General features: G+C 32.6%; 23 protein-coding genes. 17 read left to right on the top strand and 6 right to left on the bottom strand.

The annotated features are described in order from the left end of the window. Nucleotides 1-12: 12 nt before the first annotated feature. Nucleotides 13-906, bottom strand: coding sequence for a DMT family transporter (locus tag H2650_RS02500; RefSeq protein ID WP_188049177.1), 894 nt, complete (start codon nucleotides 904-906; stop codon nucleotides 13-15). Between the two features lie 85 nt (nucleotides 907-991). After that, complete coding sequence (metG, locus tag H2650_RS02495) at nucleotides 992-3049, bottom strand: methionine--tRNA ligase (RefSeq protein WP_188049176.1); 2058 nt, start codon at nucleotides 3047-3049, stop codon at nucleotides 992-994. Nucleotides 3050-3351: 302 nt separating this feature from the next. On the opposite strand from metG, the gene H2650_RS02490 reads away from it, so the two are divergent. From H2650_RS02490 to H2650_RS02480, 3 genes are all read left to right on the top strand, one after another. Beyond that, entirely contained in the window at nucleotides 3352-3669 is a 318-nt protein-coding gene (locus tag H2650_RS02490; protein WP_188049175.1) for a hypothetical protein, read from the top strand. A gap of 41 nt (nucleotides 3670-3710) precedes the next feature. Then, a complete protein-coding gene (locus H2650_RS02485; protein WP_188049174.1) occupies nucleotides 3711-4061 on the top strand; it encodes a hypothetical protein in 351 nt (116 codons plus the stop codon). A gap of 73 nt (nucleotides 4062-4134) precedes the next feature. Further along, the gene (locus H2650_RS02480; protein WP_188049173.1) at nucleotides 4135-4296 is read left to right on the top strand and encodes a hypothetical protein; all 162 of its coding nucleotides are present in this window, start codon (nucleotides 4135-4137) and stop codon (nucleotides 4294-4296) included. 3 nt (nucleotides 4297-4299) lie between these two features. On the opposite strand, the gene H2650_RS02475 is transcribed toward H2650_RS02480, so the two are convergent. Continuing rightward, nucleotides 4300-4827 (bottom strand): TlpA disulfide reductase family protein, encoded by a 528-nt coding sequence (locus tag H2650_RS02475; protein WP_188049172.1) that lies wholly within the window; start codon nucleotides 4825-4827, stop codon nucleotides 4300-4302. A 241-nt stretch (nucleotides 4828-5068) separates the two neighbouring features. Here H2650_RS02475 and H2650_RS02470 point away from each other — a divergent pair, with 241 nt between their 5' ends. The 8 genes from H2650_RS02470 (at nucleotide 5069) to proC (ending at nucleotide 13140) form a co-directional block, all read left to right on the top strand. Beyond that, nucleotides 5069-5488: a lipocalin family protein gene (locus tag H2650_RS02470; RefSeq protein WP_188049171.1), complete on the top strand. Its 420-nt coding sequence runs from the start codon at nucleotides 5069-5071 to the stop codon at nucleotides 5486-5488. Between the two features lie 169 nt (nucleotides 5489-5657). After that, nucleotides 5658-6197: a DUF4375 domain-containing protein gene (locus H2650_RS02465; protein ID WP_188049170.1), complete on the top strand. Its 540-nt coding sequence runs from the start codon at nucleotides 5658-5660 to the stop codon at nucleotides 6195-6197. A 194-nt stretch (nucleotides 6198-6391) separates the two neighbouring features. Continuing rightward, entirely contained in the window at nucleotides 6392-7663 is a 1272-nt protein-coding gene (serS, locus tag H2650_RS02460; RefSeq protein WP_188049169.1) for a serine--tRNA ligase, read from the top strand. Nucleotides 7664-7788: 125 nt separating this feature from the next. Continuing rightward, nucleotides 7789-9567 (top strand): tetratricopeptide repeat protein, encoded by a 1779-nt coding sequence (locus H2650_RS02455; protein ID WP_188049168.1) that lies wholly within the window; start codon nucleotides 7789-7791, stop codon nucleotides 9565-9567. An 84-nt stretch (nucleotides 9568-9651) separates the two neighbouring features. Then, a complete protein-coding gene (locus tag H2650_RS02450) occupies nucleotides 9652-9963 on the top strand; it encodes a DUF4286 family protein (RefSeq protein WP_188049167.1) in 312 nt (103 codons plus the stop codon). Nucleotides 9964-10142: 179 nt separating this feature from the next. Then, entirely contained in the window at nucleotides 10143-10922 is a 780-nt protein-coding gene (rsmA, locus tag H2650_RS02445; RefSeq protein WP_188049166.1) for a 16S rRNA (adenine(1518)-N(6)/adenine(1519)-N(6))-dimethyltransferase RsmA, read from the top strand. Continuing rightward, on the top strand, nucleotides 10912-12264 hold the full coding sequence (gene mgtE / locus H2650_RS02440) for a magnesium transporter (protein WP_188049165.1): 1353 nt from the start codon (nucleotides 10912-10914) through the stop codon (nucleotides 12262-12264). Before rsmA ends, mgtE begins: the two co-directional genes overlap by 11 nt. 99 nt (nucleotides 12265-12363) lie before the next feature. Continuing rightward, nucleotides 12364-13140, top strand: a complete 777-nt coding sequence (gene proC / locus H2650_RS02435) for a pyrroline-5-carboxylate reductase (protein WP_188049164.1) — start codon at nucleotides 12364-12366, stop codon at nucleotides 13138-13140. Between the two features lie 111 nt (nucleotides 13141-13251). Here the strand turns inward: proC and nhaA are convergent, their stop codons facing one another. Beyond that, nucleotides 13252-14406, bottom strand: a complete 1155-nt coding sequence (gene nhaA, locus H2650_RS02430; RefSeq protein WP_188049163.1) for a Na+/H+ antiporter NhaA — start codon at nucleotides 14404-14406, stop codon at nucleotides 13252-13254. A 146-nt stretch (nucleotides 14407-14552) separates the two neighbouring features. Here nhaA and H2650_RS02425 point away from each other — a divergent pair, with 146 nt between their 5' ends. From H2650_RS02425 to H2650_RS02415, 3 genes are all read left to right on the top strand, one after another. Then, nucleotides 14553-15500: a 2-hydroxyacid dehydrogenase gene (locus H2650_RS02425; protein WP_188049162.1), complete on the top strand. Its 948-nt coding sequence runs from the start codon at nucleotides 14553-14555 to the stop codon at nucleotides 15498-15500. Nucleotides 15501-15667: 167 nt separating this feature from the next. Then, nucleotides 15668-16051 (top strand): DUF4234 domain-containing protein, encoded by a 384-nt coding sequence (locus tag H2650_RS02420; RefSeq protein ID WP_188049161.1) that lies wholly within the window; start codon nucleotides 15668-15670, stop codon nucleotides 16049-16051. Then, on the top strand, nucleotides 16026-16490 hold the full coding sequence (locus H2650_RS02415; protein WP_188049160.1) for a DUF2752 domain-containing protein: 465 nt from the start codon (nucleotides 16026-16028) through the stop codon (nucleotides 16488-16490). The genes H2650_RS02420 and H2650_RS02415 overlap by 26 nt, the downstream gene beginning before the upstream one ends. 59 nt (nucleotides 16491-16549) lie before the next feature. Here H2650_RS02415 and H2650_RS02410 read toward each other — a convergent pair whose 3' ends face one another. Continuing rightward, on the bottom strand, nucleotides 16550-18352 hold the full coding sequence (locus H2650_RS02410) for a lysophospholipid acyltransferase family protein (protein WP_188049159.1): 1803 nt from the start codon (nucleotides 18350-18352) through the stop codon (nucleotides 16550-16552). A gap of 113 nt (nucleotides 18353-18465) precedes the next feature. On the opposite strand from H2650_RS02410, the gene H2650_RS02405 reads away from it, so the two are divergent. The 3 genes from H2650_RS02405 to H2650_RS02395 all read left to right on the top strand — a co-directional run bounded on the left by H2650_RS02405 (nucleotide 18466) and on the right by H2650_RS02395 (nucleotide 21525). Next, nucleotides 18466-19227 carry an exodeoxyribonuclease III gene (locus H2650_RS02405; RefSeq protein ID WP_188049158.1) on the top strand — a complete coding sequence of 254 codons (762 nt, stop codon included), beginning with the start codon at nucleotides 18466-18468 and terminating at the stop codon, nucleotides 19225-19227. A 161-nt stretch (nucleotides 19228-19388) separates the two neighbouring features. Next, complete coding sequence (locus tag H2650_RS02400; RefSeq protein WP_188049157.1) at nucleotides 19389-20330, top strand: OmpA family protein; 942 nt, start codon at nucleotides 19389-19391, stop codon at nucleotides 20328-20330. A 157-nt stretch (nucleotides 20331-20487) separates the two neighbouring features. Beyond that, entirely contained in the window at nucleotides 20488-21525 is a 1038-nt protein-coding gene (locus H2650_RS02395) for an aldo/keto reductase (protein ID WP_188049156.1), read from the top strand. Between the two features lie 68 nt (nucleotides 21526-21593). Here H2650_RS02395 and H2650_RS02390 read toward each other — a convergent pair whose 3' ends face one another. After that, entirely contained in the window at nucleotides 21594-23555 is a 1962-nt protein-coding gene (locus H2650_RS02390; protein ID WP_188049155.1) for a transglycosylase domain-containing protein, read from the bottom strand. Nucleotides 23556-23673 lie beyond the last annotated feature (118 nt).

Genomic DNA, 23673 nt, shown 5'->3' with positions numbered 1-23673 from the left:
TTGTATATGTTTCTAATGAAGTGTTTTATTAAATAGCTTTTTTAGTGAAAGTGTTTTGCTGTAAAAGGTGATTCGGATACCAAACAGTAAAATCAAACCGCCAATAATCATCTGAAATGTAATTTTTTCGTCTAAAAATAACCAAGCTAAAAGAGTTGCCAAAACTGCTTGTCCCAACAAAGATAAGGACACTCGCGTGGCTCGCATATTTTGAGTCGCATAACTAATTAATAACCATGCAATCAGTTGACAAACTATTCCTTGAATAAATAAAACTACCCAGCCTAAATTAGAAAACCCACTAAAAGGCTCTTTTAAAATTAAGCAAACAATTCCTAAAAATAAAGTAGAAGTTAGTAGCGTAACCATCATAAAAGAAACAACGTCCATCTCAGAAAGAATGTTTTTACTGACCAGCATGTAAACAGCGTATAAAACTCCTGATAATATGGCTAGCAAAAAAGCAGAATTAAAATTTAAGTTCAAGAAAAATTCGAAACCAACCAGAGTAATCATACCAAAAATTGCTATCAATGTGCCAATCCAAAAATTAGTTGCTGGTTTATTCTTTAAGAATAAAAAAGAAAACACTCCAACCCAAACCGGTGAAAGATTGGTTAGTAAAGTAGCTTGAGTAGCACTTGATTGTTGAATAGAAATATTCCAAACCGCAACGTCAGAGGCGAATAAAAGACCACAAACAATGGCTAATAGTAAAATCCTAGTTCTTGGTAATTTGAATTTTTGGGTAATGACAACATAAGGCAGTAATAGCATTGCAGCAATTGCCATTCGATAAAAAGCCGAAATTAATCCTCCGGTAAGATTGAGCTTGACCAGTATTGGAAAAACCGAAATGCATAAAATTCCAATCGCTAGAGCTAATCTCGGTTTTGCATTTGTCATTGTTTTTTATTTAAAAATACAAACTTCACTAATTATCGAAAACATAATTTCTGATAAATAGTGAAGATTATATTTAGTTGTATTGTTAATTTATAGTTTCTCCATTGGCAGCATCTGCATCTGGATTTACAAAAACTAATTTTTCCTCTGCATTAGTAGTCATCAGGATCATTCCTTGACTTTCTACGCCGCGAAGATTTCTTGGAGCCAAGTTTACTAAAACAGTCACTTTCTTACCAATAATATCCTCGGGTTTAAAACTTTCGGCAATTCCAGAAACAATGGTACGAACATCAATTCCAGTATCTACTTTCAAAATCAAAAGCTTATTTGCTTTTGGCATTTTTGTAGCTTCTAAAATGGTTCCTACACGTAAATCCATTTTGGCAAAATCATCAAATTGAATCAATTCTTTTTGAGATTCTACAACTTTATTTTCAGCTTTGTTAGCTGTTTTAGTCGCTTCTAGTTTATCTATTTGTTTCTGAATTTCTTCATCTTCAATTTTTGCAAAAAGCAATTCGGCTTCGCCAATTTGGTGTCCTGCAGCAATCAAATCTGAATTTTCTGAAATCGTATTCCAAGACAATGGAGATTCTATTTTTAAAATTCTTGATAATTTTGTTGCTGTAAAAGGTAAAAATGGTTCGCAAAGTGAACTTAATGCGGCAGCGATTTGCAAGGCTACATACATTTGTGTTTGTACGCGCTCTGGATTGTCTTTAATGACTTTCCAAGGTTCTTCATCCGCCAAGTATTTATTTCCCAGACGGGCAACATTCATTAATTCACCTAGTGCTTCTCTAAATCTATATCTTTCTAATGAACTCGAAATGACTGCCGGATAGGCTTTCAGTTCCGTTAAAGTTGCTTCGTCAACTTCTGATAATTCATTTGGTTGAGGTACAATTCCATTATAGTATTTGTTAGTTAAAACTACCACACGATTGATGAAATTTCCGTAAATCGCCACTAACTCATTGTTGTTTCTAGCTTGAAAATCTTTCCAAGTAAAATCATTGTCTTTGGTTTCCGGCGCATTAGATGTCAAAGCGTAACGCAAAACATCTTGCTGATTCGGGAATTCTTCTAAATATTCGTGCAACCAAACGGCCCAGTTTTTAGAAGTAGACAATTTATTTCCTTCTAAGTTCAGGAACTCATTTGCAGGAACATTGTCTGGCAAAATGTAGCTTCCTTCGGCTTTAAGCATCGCTGGAAAAATGATACAGTGAAAAACAATATTGTCTTTACCAATAAAATGAACCAGTTTGGTGTCTTGATCTTTCCAATACGGTTCCCATTCTTTTCCTTCGCGCAAAGCCCATTCTTTAGTAGAAGAAATATAGCCAATAGGTGCATCAAACCAAACATATAGCTTTTTCCCTTCAGCACCTTCCACCGGAACATCAATTCCCCAATCCAAATCACGAGTTACTGCGCGAGGTTCTAATCCGCCATCAATCCATGATTTTACTTGACCGTAAACATTGGGTTTCCAGTCATTTTTATGGCCAACAAGAATCCATTCTTTCAAGAAATCTTCATAACGATCCAAAGGCAAAAACCAGTGTTTCGTCGATTTCATAATAGGTGTTTCTCCTGTAATTGTAGATTTTGGGTTTATTAAATCAGTTGCGTTCAAAGTCGAACCACATTTTTCGCATTGATCACCGTAGGCTTCTTCGTTACCACACTTTGGGCAAGTTCCTACTACAAAACGATCTGCCAAAAACTGATCTGCTTTGGCGTCATACAATTGCTCGGTTACTTGCTCTATAAAATCACCTTTTTTATATAAGGTTGTAAAAAAATCTGAAGCCGTATCGTGATGAATCTTCGCCGAAGTCCTTGAATAATTGTCAAAAGAAATTCCAAAATCAGAAAACGATTTACGGATAATTCCATCGTATTTGTCAATTACTTCTTGAGGGGTAATTCCTTCTTTCTTGGCTTTCATCGAAATAGCCACTCCGTGTTCATCGCTTCCACAAACAAACAAAACGTCTCTTCCTTGCAAACGTAAATAACGAGAATAAATATCTGAAGGCACATAAACACCCGCCAAATGACCAATGTGAATTGGTCCGTTCGTATAAGGCAATGCCGCTGTAATCGTATATCTTTTTGGATTTTGTAACATAACTCAGTTTAATTTGATGCAAAAATAAGCAATAGAATTTTTATTTGGAGCTATTTCCCGCTATACGTTACAATCTTTTGTTTCTCTCGATAATTATCGAGAGAAACAAAAGGATTTTCACTGCTATCGGGGCTAGGATTTAAGGGTTTCATGGTTGTTTTATTATTCTTTAGTAATCTTAGTTTCAAACATTAGCTATTTCTTATTTGATACAATTCTAACTATAGACACTTTCTAAAACTTTTCTTTCAGTCCAATTTTCATAGCTTTGTATAAATTAATCCAGAGCTAATAATAGTATAATGACCAAATCCTACATCAAGTGTTCAGATTGCAATACAGTCAATATAAATAAGGAGTATTGCGAGAATTGTGGTGCTATATTAGATTTGGTTCTTAAGCGCCGACTTGAAACCCAGAAAAAACTTCAAGAAAAATTAGACGAAAAAGAAAAAACAAAAAAGCCACCAAGCAAAATAGAAGTCTATTTTAATAATGGTTTAGAGCATTCTAATGTTTTGATACGATATCTTTTTCAAGCTATTTACTCGATTTGGCTTTTCTTTGCTGTAATTATAGGAGGTATTATCGCTGCGGTTACCGCCGCTGCAGCGGGTTAAAACAAAAAGTAAGATTTTTAAATGGAGTAATAAAATAGATAATGTTTAGAAAAATACTTTATGGCTTTGTATTTCTTACTGCTCTGACTATTTATGCTTTGCAGCGCTTGCATTTTTCATTACCTACTCTTATTAATAATTATCTAAATGATTTGCTTTATGTTCCCATAGCGCTGGGTGCAATCCAATTTATAATCCGAAGATTAAAAAAAGATCCTTTGTTTCAATTGCCACTGGGCTTTATTCTCTTTTTGTCCTCTTTCTACTCTTTTTATTTCGAGTATTATCTTCCTAAAGTAAATGTAAGATACACAGCAGACTGGATTGATGTATTGCTTTACTTTATAGGAGGTGTAATTTTCTTTTTATTGCAAAGAAGGAACAAGTTTTAGAAGAGAATTTTTTAAATTTAGGTTTTCTTTAATTCATTTATCTTTGTAAAAGTAATTCATCTAGATTTTTAAAATGGGAAAAGGACCTGAAAAAAACACTAAAAACAAAGCGTTGCATACTAAATTGCTCAATCGTAAAAAAGCTAAACTTCAAGAAGAAAAGAAAGAAAAAGCCATGCGATTGAAAGCTTTAGTTGCCAAAATTAATTTACAAAAAAATAGCGAACAGGAGTAAGTTTTATTCGTTCAAAATCGCTGTATTTGTTGGTGTGCTTTTTTTATACTTCTCAATAATCATTTTAATGACATTTGGGGTTAGTTCAAATCCATTTTGTATAGGATTGCCTTCCCAACGCACAATTCCAGTGGGATCTATTAAAATGCAATGCGGAAGAGCTCTTATTTTCAAGGCTTTATATGATTTTCTTCGAGTATAAATTGCGCTGTAGTACTCGATTTTAGGAGTTATTACTTTCTTTACTTTACGTTCTCTTTCATCACTTATACCAATTACAATTAAATCCTCCTTAAACTCTTTGCTTATACTATTTAATTTAGGAGTCAAAGTTTGGTATGATTCGCACCAAGTTCCCCAAAAGTCGATTATCACAAATTTACCTTTTAATTCCGGTGGATCAGAAAGCCATTTTTCGACTACCAGGTTAGGTGCTTTTTGATCTATTATTGATTTTACCCATATTTCTTTTTCTTGTGAAAAAATAGGCAGAGCAAAAGTAAAAATCAAAAGTAAAAGTAGTTTTTTCATACATTGAAATTATATGGTTTTTCAAATATATTGTTTTTTTTTCCTACAAAAATATATTTTATTAACGGTAATTGTATGGATGAAAGCGCTTTGTAAAATTAAATAAACAATCTTTGATAAATAAATGCTTTTGAACTAAATAATAAAATGAAGTAATTATGTAAATATGACCAAATACTATGTAACAATTTTTAAACGCTATCAAGTTAATTTAGCCATTATTAATTATAAACAAACAAACATGAAAATTAGAAGCATATTATTAGCATTAACATTGAGTATCGGATTATTTGCAACTTCTTGTAGCAGTAATGATGAAAATGAAGGAGCGACAATTATTCCTATTACAGGAAAATGGGGTGTAGTAAAAGTGGGTACAAATATTGGTGGTGTAGAGACATTGGTAGATCCGCCACAAAATGTAACAGGATGTGATCATGATTATCTTAGTTTTAAAATTGATAACACATTAGTTTCAGGAGATTATGATTCTACTTTAAGTCCATGTGCTTTAACAACAGTTTCAGGAACTTATAGCAGACCAGATAATAAATTAACAACTGTTATAAATGGTGTAACTACTACTTATGATATTGTTAATCTTACTCTTACTGAATTAAAGTTAAAAAATGGTACAGCAATATCAGTTTACACCAGATAATTTAGTTATTTTTACATCGTAAGTTTTTGAGATGTATTAAAACGGAAACGACTTTTAAAGTTGTTTCCGTTTTTTTTTATTCCATATAAAGGCAAACAAGCATGATTTTTTGTGTTTGTATTATTCTTTTATCCGAAATTTGCGTGCAAACTCTTTAAAAACATAAGCAATGGAATTCGGTAGAATCATAATTTCAGAAACAGCAGCAAGTAGCGAAAACCCACAAGATGTTATCAATTCGAATATTTCGGTGATTAATTTAATGCGCGAGGAAAAAATCGATGACGATTTAATTCATGAAGATGCCTTGATGAGTTATTATCTAGATTATTATACATCTCAATATACAGAAGGTAATTTTGCACAATTTGTCTATAATTCTCAATGGAACACAGAATTGAATGAATTGATAGAAGAAGGATTGCAATTGCTTGGCGCCGAAAAACATCTAGAATTATTTCAGCAACAATGCAAGAAAGTCAAGTTGATGAGCAGCGTAAAAAGAGATAAATTTTTTAAAGGAAAGCTAGAAGGTGTAAATCCAGTTCGTGATTTGATGAATAATGATACTTTTTTTGAAATTGAAGAAAATTTGGTACAACGCAATGCAGAATTCTTAAAATCACATCCCGATCTTGAAGTACTTTCTGTAGACGATATGTTTGCGGCGCTTGAAGAGTTTGTAGGTCATGAAATAAAGAGAGAATAGGATTTAAGAATAGTGGTGGTAGAATAGTTTAAATTTAATTCATGAAATAGCTAGACTGTTGTATTTGTAATCATTCTTGAAATTCTTCCTAGAAATTACAAAACACAAATCACTGATTTTTCAGTCGTTTCTAGCAAACATTTCCTTAAATTTGCTTTCATTAATAGAAATATAATAGTTATAAAAACCCAATTATGTTACAAATTGCATTTATTAGAGAGAATCAAGAGAAAGTAATCAATGCTTTGGCAAAAAAAAATATGGATGCCAAAAGTATTGTTGAAGAAGTGGTACAACTAGATGAAAAACGTCGTGCTACGCAAGTAGAGTTAGACGGAATTTTATCAGAATCTAATAAATTATCCAAAGATATTGGGGAATTGATGAAAAGTGGCGAGAAATCAAAAGCCGCAATTCTAAAAGAAAAAACAATTTTATTAAAAGAAAAAAGTAAGAAGTTGGCAGAATCTGCTGATGTTCTAGCTGCAGAACTTTTAGAAAAATTATATACGTTGCCAAATCTTCCGGCTGATATTGTTCCAGTAGGAAAAACTCCAGAGGAAAATTTAAACGTTTTTCAAGAAGGTGCTATTCCCGTTTTACATGAAGGCGCTCAGCCACATTGGGAATTAGTAAAAAAATATGACATCATCGATTTTGAATTGGGTGTAAAAATTACTGGAGCAGGATTTCCAGTTTATAAAGGAAAAGGAGCAAAATTGCAACGCGCACTAATCAATTATTTCCTAGACAAAAATACGGATGCAGGTTACAGTGAAGTTCAAGTTCCTCACATGGTAAATGAAGCTTCTGCTTACGGAACAGGACAATTACCAGACAAAGAAGGACAAATGTATCATGATAAAACAGATGATTTGTACTTGATTCCTACTGCTGAGGTTCCAGTTACTAACTTGTTTCGTGATGTGATTTTGAATGAAAATGAATTACCTGTTTTAACCACCGCTTATACACCTTGTTTCCGTAGAGAAGCGGGTTCTTATGGAGCGCATGTGCGTGGATTAAACCGTTTGCACCAATTTGATAAAGTAGAGATTGTACGAGTGGAGCATCCTGATAAATCGTATGAAGCTTTAGACGGAATGGTAGAACATGTAAAATCGATACTTCAAGAATTAAAATTACCTTACCGAATTTTACGTCTTTGTGGTGGAGACATGAGTTTTACCGCTTCTTTGACCTATGATTTTGAAGTTTTTTCAACCGCGCAAGATCGTTGGTTAGAAATTTCTTCTGTTTCTAACTTCGAAACTTTTCAAGCCAATCGTTTGAAATTGCGTTTCAAAGACAAAGACGGAAAAAACCAATTGGCACATACTTTAAACGGAAGTTCATTAGCCTTGCCAAGAGTTTTAGCTGGGATTTTAGAAAATTATCAAACGCCAGAAGGAATTGTAATTCCAGAAGTATTGCGTCCGTACTGCGGATTTGATATTATAGATTAAATTACAGCTTTTTTGAAATAAACGTAAATTCGCAAATTTTTTCTTTTTTAAATAATGAAAATTTGCGAATTCGCGTTTAAAATAATTTCGACTTAACACTCGATTTAGAAACAATAACAATAAATATGAGATTTTTTTTCCTCTTTATTACTTTATTAGTGTCGCTATTTGGATTCGCTCAAAACGAACAATTAGCGCAGTATTACTATGAAAAAGGAGATTTTGAAAAAGCTAAAATTGGTTTCGAAGAATTACTACAGAATACGCCACAAAACACACAATATTTTTTAAGAACTATTGATTGTTATCAGCAATTACAGCAATTTGATGTTGCTGAGAAAGCCATTCAACAACGTTTGGATAAATACAAGCAAGGTACGCTTCTTGTAGAATTGGGTTATAATTTTCAGTTGCAAAAAAAAGAAGCTAAAGCCACTTCTTATTATGATCAAGCTTTAGAGCGCATCAAGAAAAACCCAATGGAAGTATATGGCATTTCTACCTCTTTTGAGCGAAAAGTGCTCTTAGAATATGCTTTAAAAGCATATCAAACCGCCATAGCAATTGAACCTAATGATAATTTTAATTTCCAAATAGGTTTGCTTTACGGTCAGTTGGGTAATACAGAAATGATGATTGCAACTTTTTTAGATGATGCTTACAAGAATCCTCAAAATGCAATTAGAATTCAAAATCAGTTTGTACGTTATCTGGCAGATGATGGAGATGCCAATTTTAATGAAATGCTCAGAAAAGCACTGATTTTGAGAACACAAAAAAATCAAGACATTTTTTGGAATCGCTATTTAAGTTGGTTTTACGTTCAACAAAAAGAGTTTGAAAAAGCATTTGTACAGGAAAAAGCGATTTATAAACGCAATCCAGAATCGCTTAACAGTATTGTAAACCTAGCGCAATTGGCAATAGAGGAAGACAATCAGGAAGCAGCGCAGGAAATTTTAGTATTTGTGTTGCAAAATACTAAAGATTTAGAATTGTTAATTCAGGCGAATTCCTATTTGATGGAGATGAGAATCGAAAAAGCCACTGAAAAAGATTTGCCCATTATAAATACCGATCTGTCTAATTTATTGCGAGAATATGAGATAAGTCCATTTACCTTATCTTTGCAATTGATTCAGGCACATTTTGTAGCGTTTAATTTAAAAAAACCAGAAGAAGCTAAGGCAATTGTAAAGAAAGCTTTAGAATTGCGATTGAATGAATATGATGCGGCCAAAGCTAAAATGGAGTTGGCAGATATTTTTCTCTATGAAGAAAAATTTAATCAAGCATTATTGTATTATTCGCAGATTGAATTGGACTTAAAAAATGATGTTCTAGCACATGAAGCTACTTTAAAAGCGGCTAAAACTAGTTATTTTAAAACAGATTTTGATTGGGCGTTAAAGCAATTTAAAGAATTAAAAGCAGCCAACACACAGTTGATTGCTAACGATGCTTTAGAATATTTTTTATTAATAAATGATAATACCGCTGCAGATTCTACTCAAACGGCATTAAAACAATTTGCAAAAGGAGATTGTCTTTTATATCAAAATAGAAACCAAGAAGCAATTGCACAATTTCAATCGATTTTAAAAAGTTTTAAAGGCCAAGAAATTGAAGCAGTTACGTTATTGCGATTGGGACAAGTTTACGAAAAACTAGGTGATTTTACTTTGGCTTTAAGCCAGTATCAAAGCATAATTGATCATCACGCTGAAGGGATTTATAGTGATGAAGCTTTGTTTTTTTCGGCCGAAATTTATAATAAAGAACTAAAAGAACCTGAAAAAGCGAAATCTTTGTACGAGAAGATAATTTTTAATCATCAAGACAGTATTTATTTTGTTGAAGCTAGAAAAAAATTCAGACAATTACGAGGCGATACGAATTTATAAAATGATTTAACATTGAAGATTAACCATTTTGAGAGTAGATTTTACATAAGTCTTGATTCAAAATTAAAACACTAAATAAAAATAATGATCATATACAACGTTACCACAAACATACACGAAAGTGTGCACGACCAATGGATGGTTTGGATGCGTCACAAGCATATTCCAGAAGTTCTAGCGACAGGAAAATTTTCTTCAGCCAGAATGGTTCGTGTTTTAATTGAAGAAGAAATGGGCGGAACAACATATTCTGTTCAATATACCACCGATAGCAAAGAAACGCTCGAAAAATATTATCAAGAAGATGCAGCAGGTTTTCGGGAAGAAGGACAGAAATTGTTTGGTGATAAAATGCTAGCATTTAGAACTGAATTAGAATTGATTTCTGATCATTAAATATAGATTAAATTTCTTGTGTTTCAAATCTAGAATCACTTTCTAATTGTGTTCTTAGCTAAAAAATAAATACAGGTAGCACTTATCTGCTAAATCATTCTCAAGGCTATTTTTAAAGTCTTGTGAGAGAATATAACACTAAAATTAAGCGAGAATGCCTTGTGCCTCGCAATGAAAATATGGAAAAAGTAAAAGCCAAAAAACATCTGGGACAGCATTTCTTAAAAGATGAAAGTATTGCAAAAGATATTGCAGATACGCTGAACTTAGTTGGTTATGATGATGTATTAGAAATTGGACCTGGAATGGGTGTTTTGACTAAATATTTATTGGATAAACCTATCAATACTTATGTAATTGAAATCGATACAGAATCAGTTACTTATTTGGATGAAAATTATCCTAAATTAAAAGATAAAATCATCTCTAAGGATTTCTTGAAATACAATATCAACGAGATTTTTGATGGCAAACAGTTTGCAATTATTGGCAATTTCCCTTATAATATTTCAACTCAAATTGTTTTTAGAGCATTAGAATATCGCAGTCAAATTCCTGAGTTTGCTGGAATGTTCCAAAAAGAAGTGGCACAACGCATTTGTGAAAAAAAAGGAACCAAAGCTTACGGAATTCTATCAGTTTTAGTACAAGCTTTTTATGATGCTGAATATTTATTTACTGTAGACGAAAATGTATTTATACCACCACCAAAAGTAAAATCGGGTGTTTTACGCTTGCGCAGAAAAGAAGATTATAGTTTGCCTTGTGGAGAAAAATTATTTTTTACGGTAGTCAAAACGGCTTTTCAACAACGCAGAAAAACACTTCGTAATAGTTTAAAAACTATGAACTTATCTGATAAATTACGTGAAGATATCGTTTTTGATCTTAGACCAGAACAACTTAATGTAGAACAATTTATAGAATTGACTCAAAAAATAGAAGCCGATGGAGTTTAAAATCAGTAAAGAATTAATTCAGGAATTAGAGCTACTTATTCAAAATAAGAACGACAAGCAATTGGAAGTTTTATTGAATGATATGCACCATGCTGATATTGCAGAAATTCTTGATGAGCTGGATTTTAATGAAGCTACCTATATTTTTAAAGTTCTAGATAGTGATAAAACAGCCGAAATTCTTCTAGAGTTAGAGGATGATCTTCGTGAAAATATATTAAGTAGGCTTTCAGCAAAAGAGATTGCAGAAGAATTAGATGAGTTAGAAACTAATGATGCGGCTGATATTATTGGGGAGCTTTCACAAGATTTGAAAGCGGAGGTAATATCAGAACTTCAGGATGTTGAGCACGCCAAGGATATTGTGGACTTGCTTCGTTATGATGAGGAAACCGCTGGTGGAATTATGCATAAAGAGTTGGTGAAAGTCAATGAGAATTGGAATGTGCTTACTTGCGTAAAAGAAATGCGCATGCAGGCCGAAAACATTTCTAGAGTGCATTCTATTTATGTGGTAGATGATGAGGATAGATTAAAAGGGCGTTTGTCACTTAAAGACTTGCTTACAACTTCGTCAAGAACAGCTATTAGTGATGTTTATATTAGAAAATTAAACTCTGTAAAAGTTGATACTGAAGATGTTGAGGTCGCTCGTATCATGCAAAAATACGATTTAGAAGCTATTCCAGTAGTAGATGAATTGGGTCGTTTGGTTGGTAGGATTACAATTGATGATATTTTAGACGTAATCAAGGAAGAAGCCGATCAGGATTACCAATTAGCTGCGGGTATTTCTCAAGATGTAGAAGCCGATGATAGTATTCTTGAGCATACAAAGGCGCGTTTGCCTTGGCTTGTATTAGCACTTTTAGGAGGTTTTGTTTCTGTTAGAGTGCTAGGTTTATTTGAAGGCGCAATGGAAGAGCATGGAAAATTGTTCTTTTTTACCCCTTTAATAGCTGCAATGGCAGGAAATGTTGGCGTACAATCTTCGGCAATCATTGTGCAAGGTTTGGCTAATAATACCCTTAGCGGATCGTTATTTAATAGATTGGTAAAAGAAGTTTCTTTAAGCTTACTAAATGGAGTTATTCTAGCAATTATCTTGTTTTTAGGAAGTCATTTTTTATTGAACGTCGAATTTATTATAGGTATAATTGTCACTATTGCCTTAATTTCTGTAATTATTATTGCATCATTAATTGGAACTTTTATCCCACTATTATTAGATAAATTTGGAATAGATCCCGCGCTGGCAACAGGGCCTTTTATAACCACAAGTAATGATATATGCGGAATTTTGATTTATTTCTCTATTGCAAAACTGATATTAGGTTTTTAAATAGAGTTTCAAAGAAATACAACTAACCAATTCATTCTTTCTTTTAAATACAATTTCTTCAAGGGATTTGTGCTAAATGATAGACAAAGCAAAACCAGCATGAAAGTACATATTATTGGCGGTGGCAACCTAGGTGTTTCTATCGCCTTAGGATTGTCTAAATTCTCATCGGATAACCAAGTAACCATAACCAGGAGAAATACGTCAAGTATTTTGTATCTGGAGAAGTTAGGCGCAACTGTTTCTAGTAATAACATGCATCAAATTCAAGAAGCTGATATTATTATTTTGACTATAAAACCCTATCAGGTTGATGTTGTTTTGAATGAAATTCTACCTGTAATTTCAAATAAAATTATTACTTCTGCTGTCAGTGGTCTTTCTATTGAAAACTTGCAAAGTAAAATAGGAGATTCTAATACTGCCATCAGAATTATGCCAAACATTGCAGCGCAGTTTGGTGCATCGGCTACGTGTATTGCTTTTCAAGAAAAAAACTCAGTCAAAGCACAGAGTGTGATTTCACTTTTTCAAAGTTTAGGAACTGCTCCTATTATTGACGAAAAATTGATGGATGCTGCTACTGTTCTTGCTGCTAGTGGAACTGCTTTTGCTTTGCGCTACATAAGAGCTTCTATGCAAGCAGGAATAGAGATTGGTTTTGATTGGCAAACTGCATTAGCTATTTCTGCCCAAACAGTCAAAGGAGCTGCAGAAATGCTCTTAGAGGAAAAAGTACATCCAGAACAATTAATAGACCGTGTAACTACACCTCAAGGTTGTACTATTGCAGGATTAAATGAAATGGAGATGCATGGTTTTAGTTCGTCATTGATTAGAGGTATTAAAACTTCTTTAAAACAAATTAAAGGATAACTATTGTACTAAAAGTAAATTGTTCTTTCAGCAATTTTTATTGTATTGAATACAAAAAAGCCCTAGTTTAATATTAAACTAGGGCTTTTTTTATGTATTTTATAAAGTAATTTACTTTCTTCTTCTGTCTGGTTTCAAGTTGTATTTCAACCATAAAAAACCAATTGTTCCAGCAATAAAAGAAGCTATTAAAATGGCTATTTTAGAATACGTAATCACTTCTTGTCCGTCATTCTTAAAAGCGAGCAATGTTATAAATATAGACATTGTAAATCCTATTCCTCCAAGCATTCCGGCTCCTAAAATATTGGTCCATTTTAAATCTTTAGGTAAGGTGCAAATGCCAAAACTAACTGCTGCAAACGAGAAAAGCCATATTCCTAATGGTTTCCCAACAACAAGACCAACGATAATACCAATTGTGTTAGGATGATTTAAACCTTCATGCCAATCAGAACCTATTGCGATCCCTGTATTGGCCATTGCGAATAACGGAAGAATGATAAAAGCTACAGGATTGTGTAAAAAGTGCTGTAATTTATACGAAGAAGTTTTCTTGCTACCATCACCAAAAGGGATTACAAACGCCAATAAAACTCCTGTTATTGTTGCATGAACACCAGAATTTAGCATAAAATACCACATGGCAGCACCACCTATTAGATAAGGAAGCAAATTATGAACTTTTCTTCTGTTAAGAATAAACAAGAAACCCATTATGGCAAAGGCAATAAGTAAGTTGGTAAAAGCGATATTGTCGGTATAGAATACTGCAATTACTAAAATGGCACCGATGTCATCTATAACTGCAAGAGCAGTTAAAAAAACTTTTAGAGAAGTAGGTACACGATTTCCTAAAAGGGATAAAATACCAATAGCAAATGCAATATCAGTCGCCATAGGAATACCTGCGCCATTTTGTGTTATCGTTCCAAAATTCAAAAGAAGAAACAATCCCGCTGGTACAATCATTCCGCCTAAAGCGCCAAAAATTGGTAAGGATGCATTTTTTATATTAGATAATTCTCCTTGATACATCTCACGTTCTAATTCTAACCCGATCAATAGAAAGAAAATAGTCATTAAGCCGTCATTTATCCAATGAGTGATTGAATGACTGCCAAGATTGGTTTCCCAAAATGCAATGTAATCTGTTTGAATAGGTGAATTAGCCAATAAAAGAGAAAGAATGGTTACAGAAAGCAATAAAAGACCACCCGATTTTTCGCTTTCAAAAAAAGCTTTGAACGTTTTTGTTAATTTCATTTTTCAGTTTTCATTTATTACGTTTGTTTATAAGGTAATAAAAATTGAGAGCGCTAATTTACAAATTTAGACTCAAAATACCTTTCTAAAAATGATAAACCGTAATTTTTTTGTTTATTTGAGGTATCAAAAAAATATAATTTTTTATGGATATTAAAGTGCTTCACATAGATAGTAATAATTCCGTTTTATGGGATAAACTTCAAGATGCTGGATTTATAAATCATAGCGATTTCACTTCTTCAAAAGAAGAAATTGAAAATAAAATTCAGGATTATCAAGGAATCGTGATTCGCAGCCGTTTCAAAATTGATCAAACTTTTTTGGATAAAGCTACTAATTTGCAATTTATCGCTCGAGTAGGAGCAGGATTAGAAAGTATCGATTGTGATTATGCTAAAAGCAAAAATATAACGCTTATAGCTGCGCCAGAAGGGAATCGAAATGCTGTTGCAGAGCATGCTTTAGGAATGATCCTTTCTCTTTTTAACAAATTGAATCAAGCGCACAGTGAGATTCAATCCGGTCATTGGAATAGAGAAAGCAATCGAGGCTATGAGCTTGATGGTAGAACAGTAGGGATTATTGGTTACGGAAATATGGGGAAAGCTTTTGCTAAAAAACTCCAAGGTTTTGATGTAAAAGTGCTGTGTTATGATATAAAGGAAAATGTGGGTGATACTAATGCTAGACAAGTCACATTAGAAGAATTACAGAAAAATACAGATGTATTGAGTTTGCATATCCCTTGGACGGAGGAAACGGATAAAATGGTTAATTCCGAATTTATTAACGATTTCGAGAAACCATTTTGGATTATAAATACCTCTAGAGGCAATAATATTGTAACGGCCGATTTAGTTGCAGCAATGCAATCGGGTAAGATTCTAGGTGCTGGTTTGGATGTTTTAGAATATGAAAAAGGATCTTTTGAAACCCTTTTTCAAGACAAACAAACTCCAGAAGCTTTTCAGTATCTATTGAAAGCCAAAAATGCTATCTTAACACCACATATTGCTGGTTGGACATTTGAAAGCCACGAGCGATTAGCACAGGTTATTGCTGATAAAATTAAAGCAAAATATTTTATCTAAATCTTTATTGATAGTCATTTTAAAGAAATAAACACTTGCAAGTGTAACAACTTTGCTTCTATAATAGACTTATGAGTAAATATTGTTGTGGTTTATACAACCAGAACTATTTTGATAAAGGAACTCATTAAACATTTTAAATTTAATAATAACTAAACCAAACCAAAATGACAGAAATCGTAAAAGAAACATGGAACACACCCAACAAACCTATTCCGGTATTTAATGTAGATCCTATTTTAGTATTAATTTTAGGTTTTTTAACTTGTGGCCTCTATCTTATTTATTGGAATGTTAAAATCGCCGAGGTTTTTGAAGCTGTTTCTGAAAGAGAAGTTATCTCGCAGCCAATAGCCATCTTTGCTGGTTGTTGTTATCCTGTTAATATTTATTTTTTCTATCTAGCGGGTAGAGATGGATTGCCAGATGTTTACCGTAGATCGGGCTCAGCTCAAAAAGACGATACTGTTTTATTGCTAGTTTTAGGTTTTTTATTTCCAATGGTTGCTGCAATGATCGTTCAAAATGAAATCAATAAATTATATAAATAGTACAAAGAACAAACGTAAAATTTACGGTATTGTAGGTGCTATTCTGGTACTAGTCATTCCTTTTTTGCTAATGCTTTTTAATGCTGATAATCATTTAGAAACGGATCAATCTTTATGTCCTTTTAAAATGGCAACTGGTTTCCCGTGTCCGGGTTGTGGTATAACAAAATCACTGGTTTATTTATATCAAGGTGATTTTTACAAGAGCATATCTTATCATGTTTTAGGACCTTTTGTAATTGCTTTTTGCTTGTTGAGTGTTGCAGTTTTATCGCTAGAAATAATTACTAAAAGGGAGTATTTGAACGGAATTATGTACAATAAAAAGCTAGCCTATAGTTTGGGCTTTTTTCTTATTACATATCACATTATACGACTGATTTTATTTATAAGAAATAATTCTTTAGATGCTATTTTAAAAGAGTCTATCTGGAGATAAAACAAAAAAAATCCCATTGCTTAGAATTGCAATGGGATTTTTTTATAAATTGAATTTTATTAATCCTCTTTTTCGTGTAGTTTTCTTTCAAGTTCTTTTTGGAACTCTTCCATCACGGGTTTCATTGTGCTTTCTGGAATATCTGCAATACGAATGTACATTAATCCATCAATAGCATTATTAAAGAGCGGATCTACATTAAAAGCGACCACTTTTGCGTTTTGCTTAATGTATTTTTTTATTAAAACAGGCAATCGTAAACTACCAGGTTCAAGTTCATCAATAATCTTGTCGAACTTATTTAAATCTGATTCAGCTTCATCAAAAATGAAATCCTTATCAGCATCTTTAAGTTTTACCTTATACTCTTTTTTAGGATGTATATATTGTGCAATATAAGGGTCATAATAGTTAGACTTCATAAATTCTATCATCAGAGATTTAGAGAAATCAGAAAATTGATTGCTAATACTTACACCACCTAATAAAAATTTATGTTCTGGATAACGCAACGTGGTATGTATGATTCCTTTCCAAAGTAAGAAAAGAGGCATTGGTTTTTGTTGGTATTCTTTGATGATGAATGCACGACCCATTTCAATCGATTTGTTCATCATATCATGTAATTCTGGCTCAAAACGAAAAAGATCATTTAGATAAAAACCTTCCATGCCATACTTTGGATAAATTTCAGAACCCAATCCCATTCTATAGGCGCCAGCAACTTTTTTTGCGTCATCGTCCCATAGAAACATGTGGTGATAGTAGTTATCAAATTTGTCAATATCAATAGATTCATTGGTGCCTTCGCCCACTTCTCTAAAGGTAATCTCTCTCAAACGTCCAATTTCGTGTAGTATGTTTGGTATTTTATTGGCTTCTGTAAAAAAGACTTCGTAGTTTTTACTTTGCAACAATCGGCAACCATTTTCTCTGGCAATTTCTACCTCAGAAATTATTTGCGAACTATTAGCAGCTGTAACAATTTTCTTTGGACTTTTTGCGATTTTTAAGGTTGGTGTTGGTAAAAAGTGGCTTTCTTTCTCAAAAGGATTAGCCAACATATAGGTTTTCTTTCTTAAAAATTCAGAATATTCCTCTATAGTCTTGTACTCATTTTGTTCATTCACAGAAATAGCTTTCCCAATACGAACTTTAATTACACGGTTCTTTTGACTAAAAACTTCTGAAGGTAATTTTGCAGTTCTAAAAGTGCCACTAATTTTAGAAAGTAAATAAAACAAACGGCTGTTTTTAGCATGAAAATAGATAGGAACAACAGGAACCTGAGCTTTTCGGATAACTTTAATCGCGCCTTCTTCCCAAGGTTTATCAACAACTAGTTTGCCATCTTTATAAGTCGAAACTTCTCCAGCTGGGAAAATACCTAATGGTTTTCCGTCACTTAAATGGCGCAGTGTTTCTTTAATTCCTACCACACTAGATTTAGAATCCTTATGATTTTCAAAAGGATTTACTGGCATGATGTATTTTTTTAAAGGTCGAATTCTATGCAATAAAAAATTAGCAATAATCTTGAAATTAGGTTCTCTTTCTAGCATTAATTTCAAAAGTAAAACACCGTCAATTCCTCCTAAAGGATGGTTTGAAATGGTAATATAAGCGCCTTCTTTAGGCAAACGCTTCAAATCTTCTTCAGGAATTTCGAATTTTATTTGTAAATCATCTAATATTCCATTCAAAAAAGCAACATCTTTAAGATGTCTATTTCTATTGTATACTTTATTTAACGTAGAGATCTTCAGCAACTTCATCAGCATCCATCCTGAAAAAGTCCCAAGAACACCATACTTATCTACATTTATTGCCTTTGCAACTTCTTTGGCGGTTACTAAACCCATTTATTTCTTGTTTTTAGAGCAAGAAACAAAGATAGCAAAAAACTCCATTTTCTCTATTTTTCTGAATCAAACTTCTTCTTTTTTATTACTTTTGAAACTCTAAAAATTATTTCATGAAAATTATTTCATACAACGTCAACGGAATTAGGGCTGCCATTTCCAAAGGTTTTATAGACTGGTTGCAACACGCAAATCCAGATGTTATTTGTCTTCAGGAAATTAAGGCTACAGAAGATCAAATCCCTGTAGAGGCGATCTCTCAGGCAGGATATCCTTATCAATATTATTATTCTGCAACCAAAAAAGGATACAGTGGCGTGGCCATTTTATCTAAAACTAAGCCTAACAATGTGGTCTATGGTACAGGAATTCACCACATGGATTTTGAAGGTAGGAATATTAGAGCAGATTTTGATGACGTCTCTGTAATGAGTTTGTATTTGCCATCAGGAACTAATATCGAACGCTTGGATCACAAGTTTATGTTTATGGATGATTTTCAGCAGTATATCAATGATTTAAAAAAAGAAATACCGAATTTGATTATTGGTGGTGACTACAATATTTGTCATGAGGCTATCGATATTCACGATCCTGTTCGCAATAAAAATGTTTCTGGATTTCTACCTGAAGAAAGAAAATGGTTGGATACTTTTATGAAATCCGGATTTGTAGACAGTTTCCGTCATTTTAATAAAGAGCCACATCAATATTCTTGGTGGAGTTATCGTGCAGGTGCCAGAGGAAATAATAAAGGATGGCGAATAGATTACAACTTAGTTAGTGATTCGCTAAAACACAAGCTTAAAAGAGCGGTAATTTTATCAGATGCCATTCATTCTGATCATTGTCCTATTTTAGTAGAAATAGAGTAATTTATAATAAACAGAACAATTAGGAGCTATTCCTGCTATACGTTGCAATCTTTTTGCTTTTAATTAAAAGCAAAAAGGATTTTCACTACTATCAGGGCTAGGGAATTAGAATACAATTCCTATTTTTGATTTTTAATAATACCACTAAATATTTAAACAAAATGATAAAAAAAATTTCCATTGGAGTATTGGCATTAGCGCTTTCTACGTCTTGTGTCTCGAAAAAAATATACAATGACTTAGAAAATAAGTTCGCTGATTTAAAGAAGGAAAATAGAAGTATTGCTGATGAGAATGCCGATTTGCTTAAGTCAAAAAGTCAATTAGAATTAGATCGTGAGGCTATGACATCAGATTTTAATAAATCTAAAGCCGAACTCAATAAACTAAAAGCAGATTATGCTGCCGCTCAAGATAAATTTAAAGTATTGCAAGATTCTTACACTGCTTTAGAAAAAAATAGTGACGATGCTTTGCAAAGTAATATGAAGAAAAATCGTGACTTGTTAGGGCAATTAGACGAAAAAGGAAAAGCATTGGCTCAAGAGCAAGAACGATTAAATAAAAATGCACAACGCTTACAAGAGTTAGAAAATTTGATTGCTGCTAAGGAAGCAAGCATGAAAAAACTAAAAGAAACACTTTCTAAAGCATTAAATAGTTTTGAAGGCAAAGGCTTAACAGTCGAGCAAAAAAACGGAAAAGTGTATGTGTCTATGGAGAATAAACTTCTTTTTAATTCTGGAAGTTATGCTGTAGGTACTGAAGGAAAAAAAGCAGTTACCGAAGTGGGTAAAGTGTTGGGAGATAATCCAGAAATTTCAGTTCTTATAGAAGGACACACAGATAATGACGCTTTTACAGCTTCAGGTCCTATTTCTGATAACTGGGATTTATCAACAAAAAGAGCAACGGCAATTGTTTCTATTTTAAGTGAAAACAAAAAAATAAACAGAAAGAATCTTACTGCTGCTGGTAGAAGTGAGTATTCTCCATTAGTGAGTAATGCCACTGCAGAAGGGAAAGCGAAAAACCGTAGAATAGAAATTATTCTAACACCTAGATTAGATGAAATCGCAGATATGTTGAATGATTTAAACTAAAATTCAATTTTAAAATGAATACAAAAAAGGCTCAAAGTTTTAACTTCGAGCCTTTTTTTATACGGATAACCATAAACGTTTCTTAAAAATAGTTAAAGGATAAACCGAAAAGTTTTATAACCTATACTTTTGTAACCTAATTTAGAATTATCAAAAAATGAAATACACTACTTTACCCAATACGGATATAAAAGTGAGTAAGATATGTCTTGGTACAATGACTTTTGGACAACAAAACTCAGAAGCCGAAGGTCACGCACAAATGGATTATGCATTTGAAAACGGAGTTAATTTTTTTGATACAGCAGAAATGTATTCTGTTCCAGCCAGTAAAGAAACTTACGGAAGTACAGAGAAAATTATTGGAACTTGGTTTAAAAAATCCGGAAAAAGAGAAGAAGTGGTTTTGGCCTCTAAAATTGCAGGACCCAATCCCAACTTCACTTACATGCGCGATACAATTGATTTCTCTCCAGCAAGTTTAAAATATGCTTTAGACAATAGTTTGCAGCGCTTACAAACCGAATATTTAGACATTTATCAATTGCATTGGCCAGAGCGAAAAAACAATTGCTTTGGACAACGAGGTTTTAAAGTTCAAGATGATTCTTGGCAAGATAATATTCATCAGGTTTTAGAAACTTTAGACGGATTTGTAAAAGAAGGAAAGATAAAGCATATTGGCGTTTCTAATGAAAATCCTTGGGGAATAATGCGTTTTCTTGAAGAAAGTAAATACCATAATTTACCAAGAATTAAAACAGTTCAAAACCCCTATTCTTTATTAAATAGACTTTTTGAAGTGGGTACTTCTGAAGTTTGTACTAGAGAAAATGTAGGTTTATTGGCTTATTCGCCATTGGCTTTTGGAGTTTTGACAGGAAAGTTCCTTACTGGAGAAAGTCATCCTAACGCAAGAATTAAACTTTTCCCACAATATACGAGATACAACAGCGAACAATGTACACAGGCCGCTCATTTGTATAATGAAATTGCAAAACAAAACGGATTAACATTAACCCAATTATCATTGGCATTTGTAGCGCATCAATCTTTTGTAACGAGTTCTATTATCGGGGCTACATCAATAGAGCAATTAAAAGAGAATATAGACACGATTCAGGTTTCTCTTTCAGAAGAAATAATAGAACAAATCAATAAAGTTCAGGCTATCATTCCAGATCCAGCACCTTAGTTTATTCTATATAATAAAAAAATAAAGCCCAATGAAAACTACTTTTTTTATTGGGCTTTTATGTTTTTTTAAAGTTCAAATTCTTCTATGCTCGGCAATGAGTCTAATGCGGTAGAATCTTTTACTTTTAATCTCAAATATGATTTTGCAGCACCAGAAATATGTAGTTTTTGCTGTTTATAAATGGTGTCATCAAGAGTCAAAAGACCTCTTCGGATCATAATATTTGTTAAAAAAGATTCTTGTTTTACTGAAAATTCCCTTAAATTCCCCTCATCATTAAATTGGTACATGAATTTTTTTGGACTCGGAATAATTCGAGCTAAATACAAGCATTCATTTAAATCTAAATCGGCAGGATTTTTTTGGAAATAAAAACGACTTGCTTCGCCTATTCCGTAAACGTTTGGTCCCCATTCGATGATGTTGAAATAAACCTCTAACATTCGTTCTTTAGTTACAATTCGGTTATTTTCTAAAATATAAACGAGTAAGATTTCTTCTAGTTTTCGAGACAATGTTTTTTCTCGAGTCAAAAAAACATTTTTCACTAACTGCATGCTGATGGTACTAGCACCACGAGAAAATTTCTTGGTTTTTATATTCTTGATTATAGATTGCTTGAACGCCTCATTTATAAAACCTCGATGTGAAAAGAAGGAAGGATCTTCGGTCGTTAGGACACTTTTTCTTAAATAGGGAGAAATTTGTTCGAGCGGTGTATAATTCGGATTCGCATTTCCTACTAAAATTGGTCTTTGTAGCACATCCTGTATAATTGCACGATAAATAAATTCGCTATTGAGTTTGTTTAAATTTGCTTCTCCATATTTTGTAATCTTCAAGTTTTCTTTTTTCAAATTACTATCAAAAACCAGTTCATTGGGTTTGTTTTTATTGTATTTAAAATCGAGTTTGTAATCAATACTTCCCTCGGCTTCCATACCTTGAAAATGAGTAAAAAGTCCATCAGGGAGAGAAGATATGAAATCCTGCGCTTTCATTTTTGGTAGTGCTATCTTTAGTTTATAAACGGTGTCTTTGGCAGTTTCATAAGATAAATATGGATTGAATTTAATACTATTCAATTGCACAGTAGAGCTACTATCTACAGAGATAAAATTGGATCCTAATAAAAAACGATAGTCAAATCGTGCGTTTTTGATTACTACATCTTTTCGGGCAATTTTTGGATGGTTTATTTTTAAATTAGCGATAGAAGCGTAACCGTCTATATGCAATTCTCCGCGACTATGATTGATATTTTCGATGTTTAAACGAATAGAATCAAAACTTGAAATAAGTCCGTAACGTTCGTCAAAGTAAGGAACTTTTATGGCACCTGTATCAATATTAAAAAATCGAATATCTGCTTTTTTATTTCTAGGATCAGCATATCCTTTAATTTTCCATTGCTGTTCAAAAGTATTTGTTTGTACGTGGATTGCTGTTTCTAATTCTTTATTTAACAATATTAGTTTGTTGATTTTTATAGTTGCTCTTTTGCCATTATCGTCAAGTTTAAAAGTCAGATTTTCAACATCCATATCTGTTGGCACCAGATTGAGTACTTTTGAAATAATTCGGTAGGCAAAAGCTGCGTAATCTTTTTTATCGTTGTTTTTAGATTCTTTATTATCTTTTTTCAGAAAAGCCTCAAAGTTTTTACGGTCTCCTTTTTGTGTTAGTTGTACAAAGCCTGTTTTAATTTCTAAAGTGCCTAATTGAACTTCACCCAACAATAATTGCCAAATATTAACACTAGTTCTCATTTTATGAATGTTGAATAAAGTGTCTGCATTTTTTGGGGTCAAAGTTACATCCCTTAAGCTTATTCCTGAAAAACCTTCAAAATTAGCGGCTCTAACTGTAAAATTGCTATCATAGTCTTTTTCTATTTTTGAGGTTGCTTTAGTAATTACTTTTTTTAAAATAGAATCTCTAAAAACAAAAAAGGCACTACCAGTAATTATCAGAATTAAAAGTGGTATTGTAATGAATAAAAATATTTTCTTTTTTCTGTTTTTCATTAATTAGGTGGAATTTAAAAACTGTCTTTTTAAAGAGTTGGTGTTTTATCAATTTAAAGACAAGAAAACAAATTTAGATAAATAAGTTTTAAACTTTTTTAAATTTTAATTATTAACA

The sequence above is a fragment of the Flavobacterium sp. GP15 genome (assembly GCF_014281985.1).
Classification (GTDB): Bacteria; Bacteroidota; Bacteroidia; order Flavobacteriales; family Flavobacteriaceae; genus Flavobacterium; species Flavobacterium pygoscelis.
This window is presented reverse-complemented; position numbering and strand designations above follow the sequence as displayed.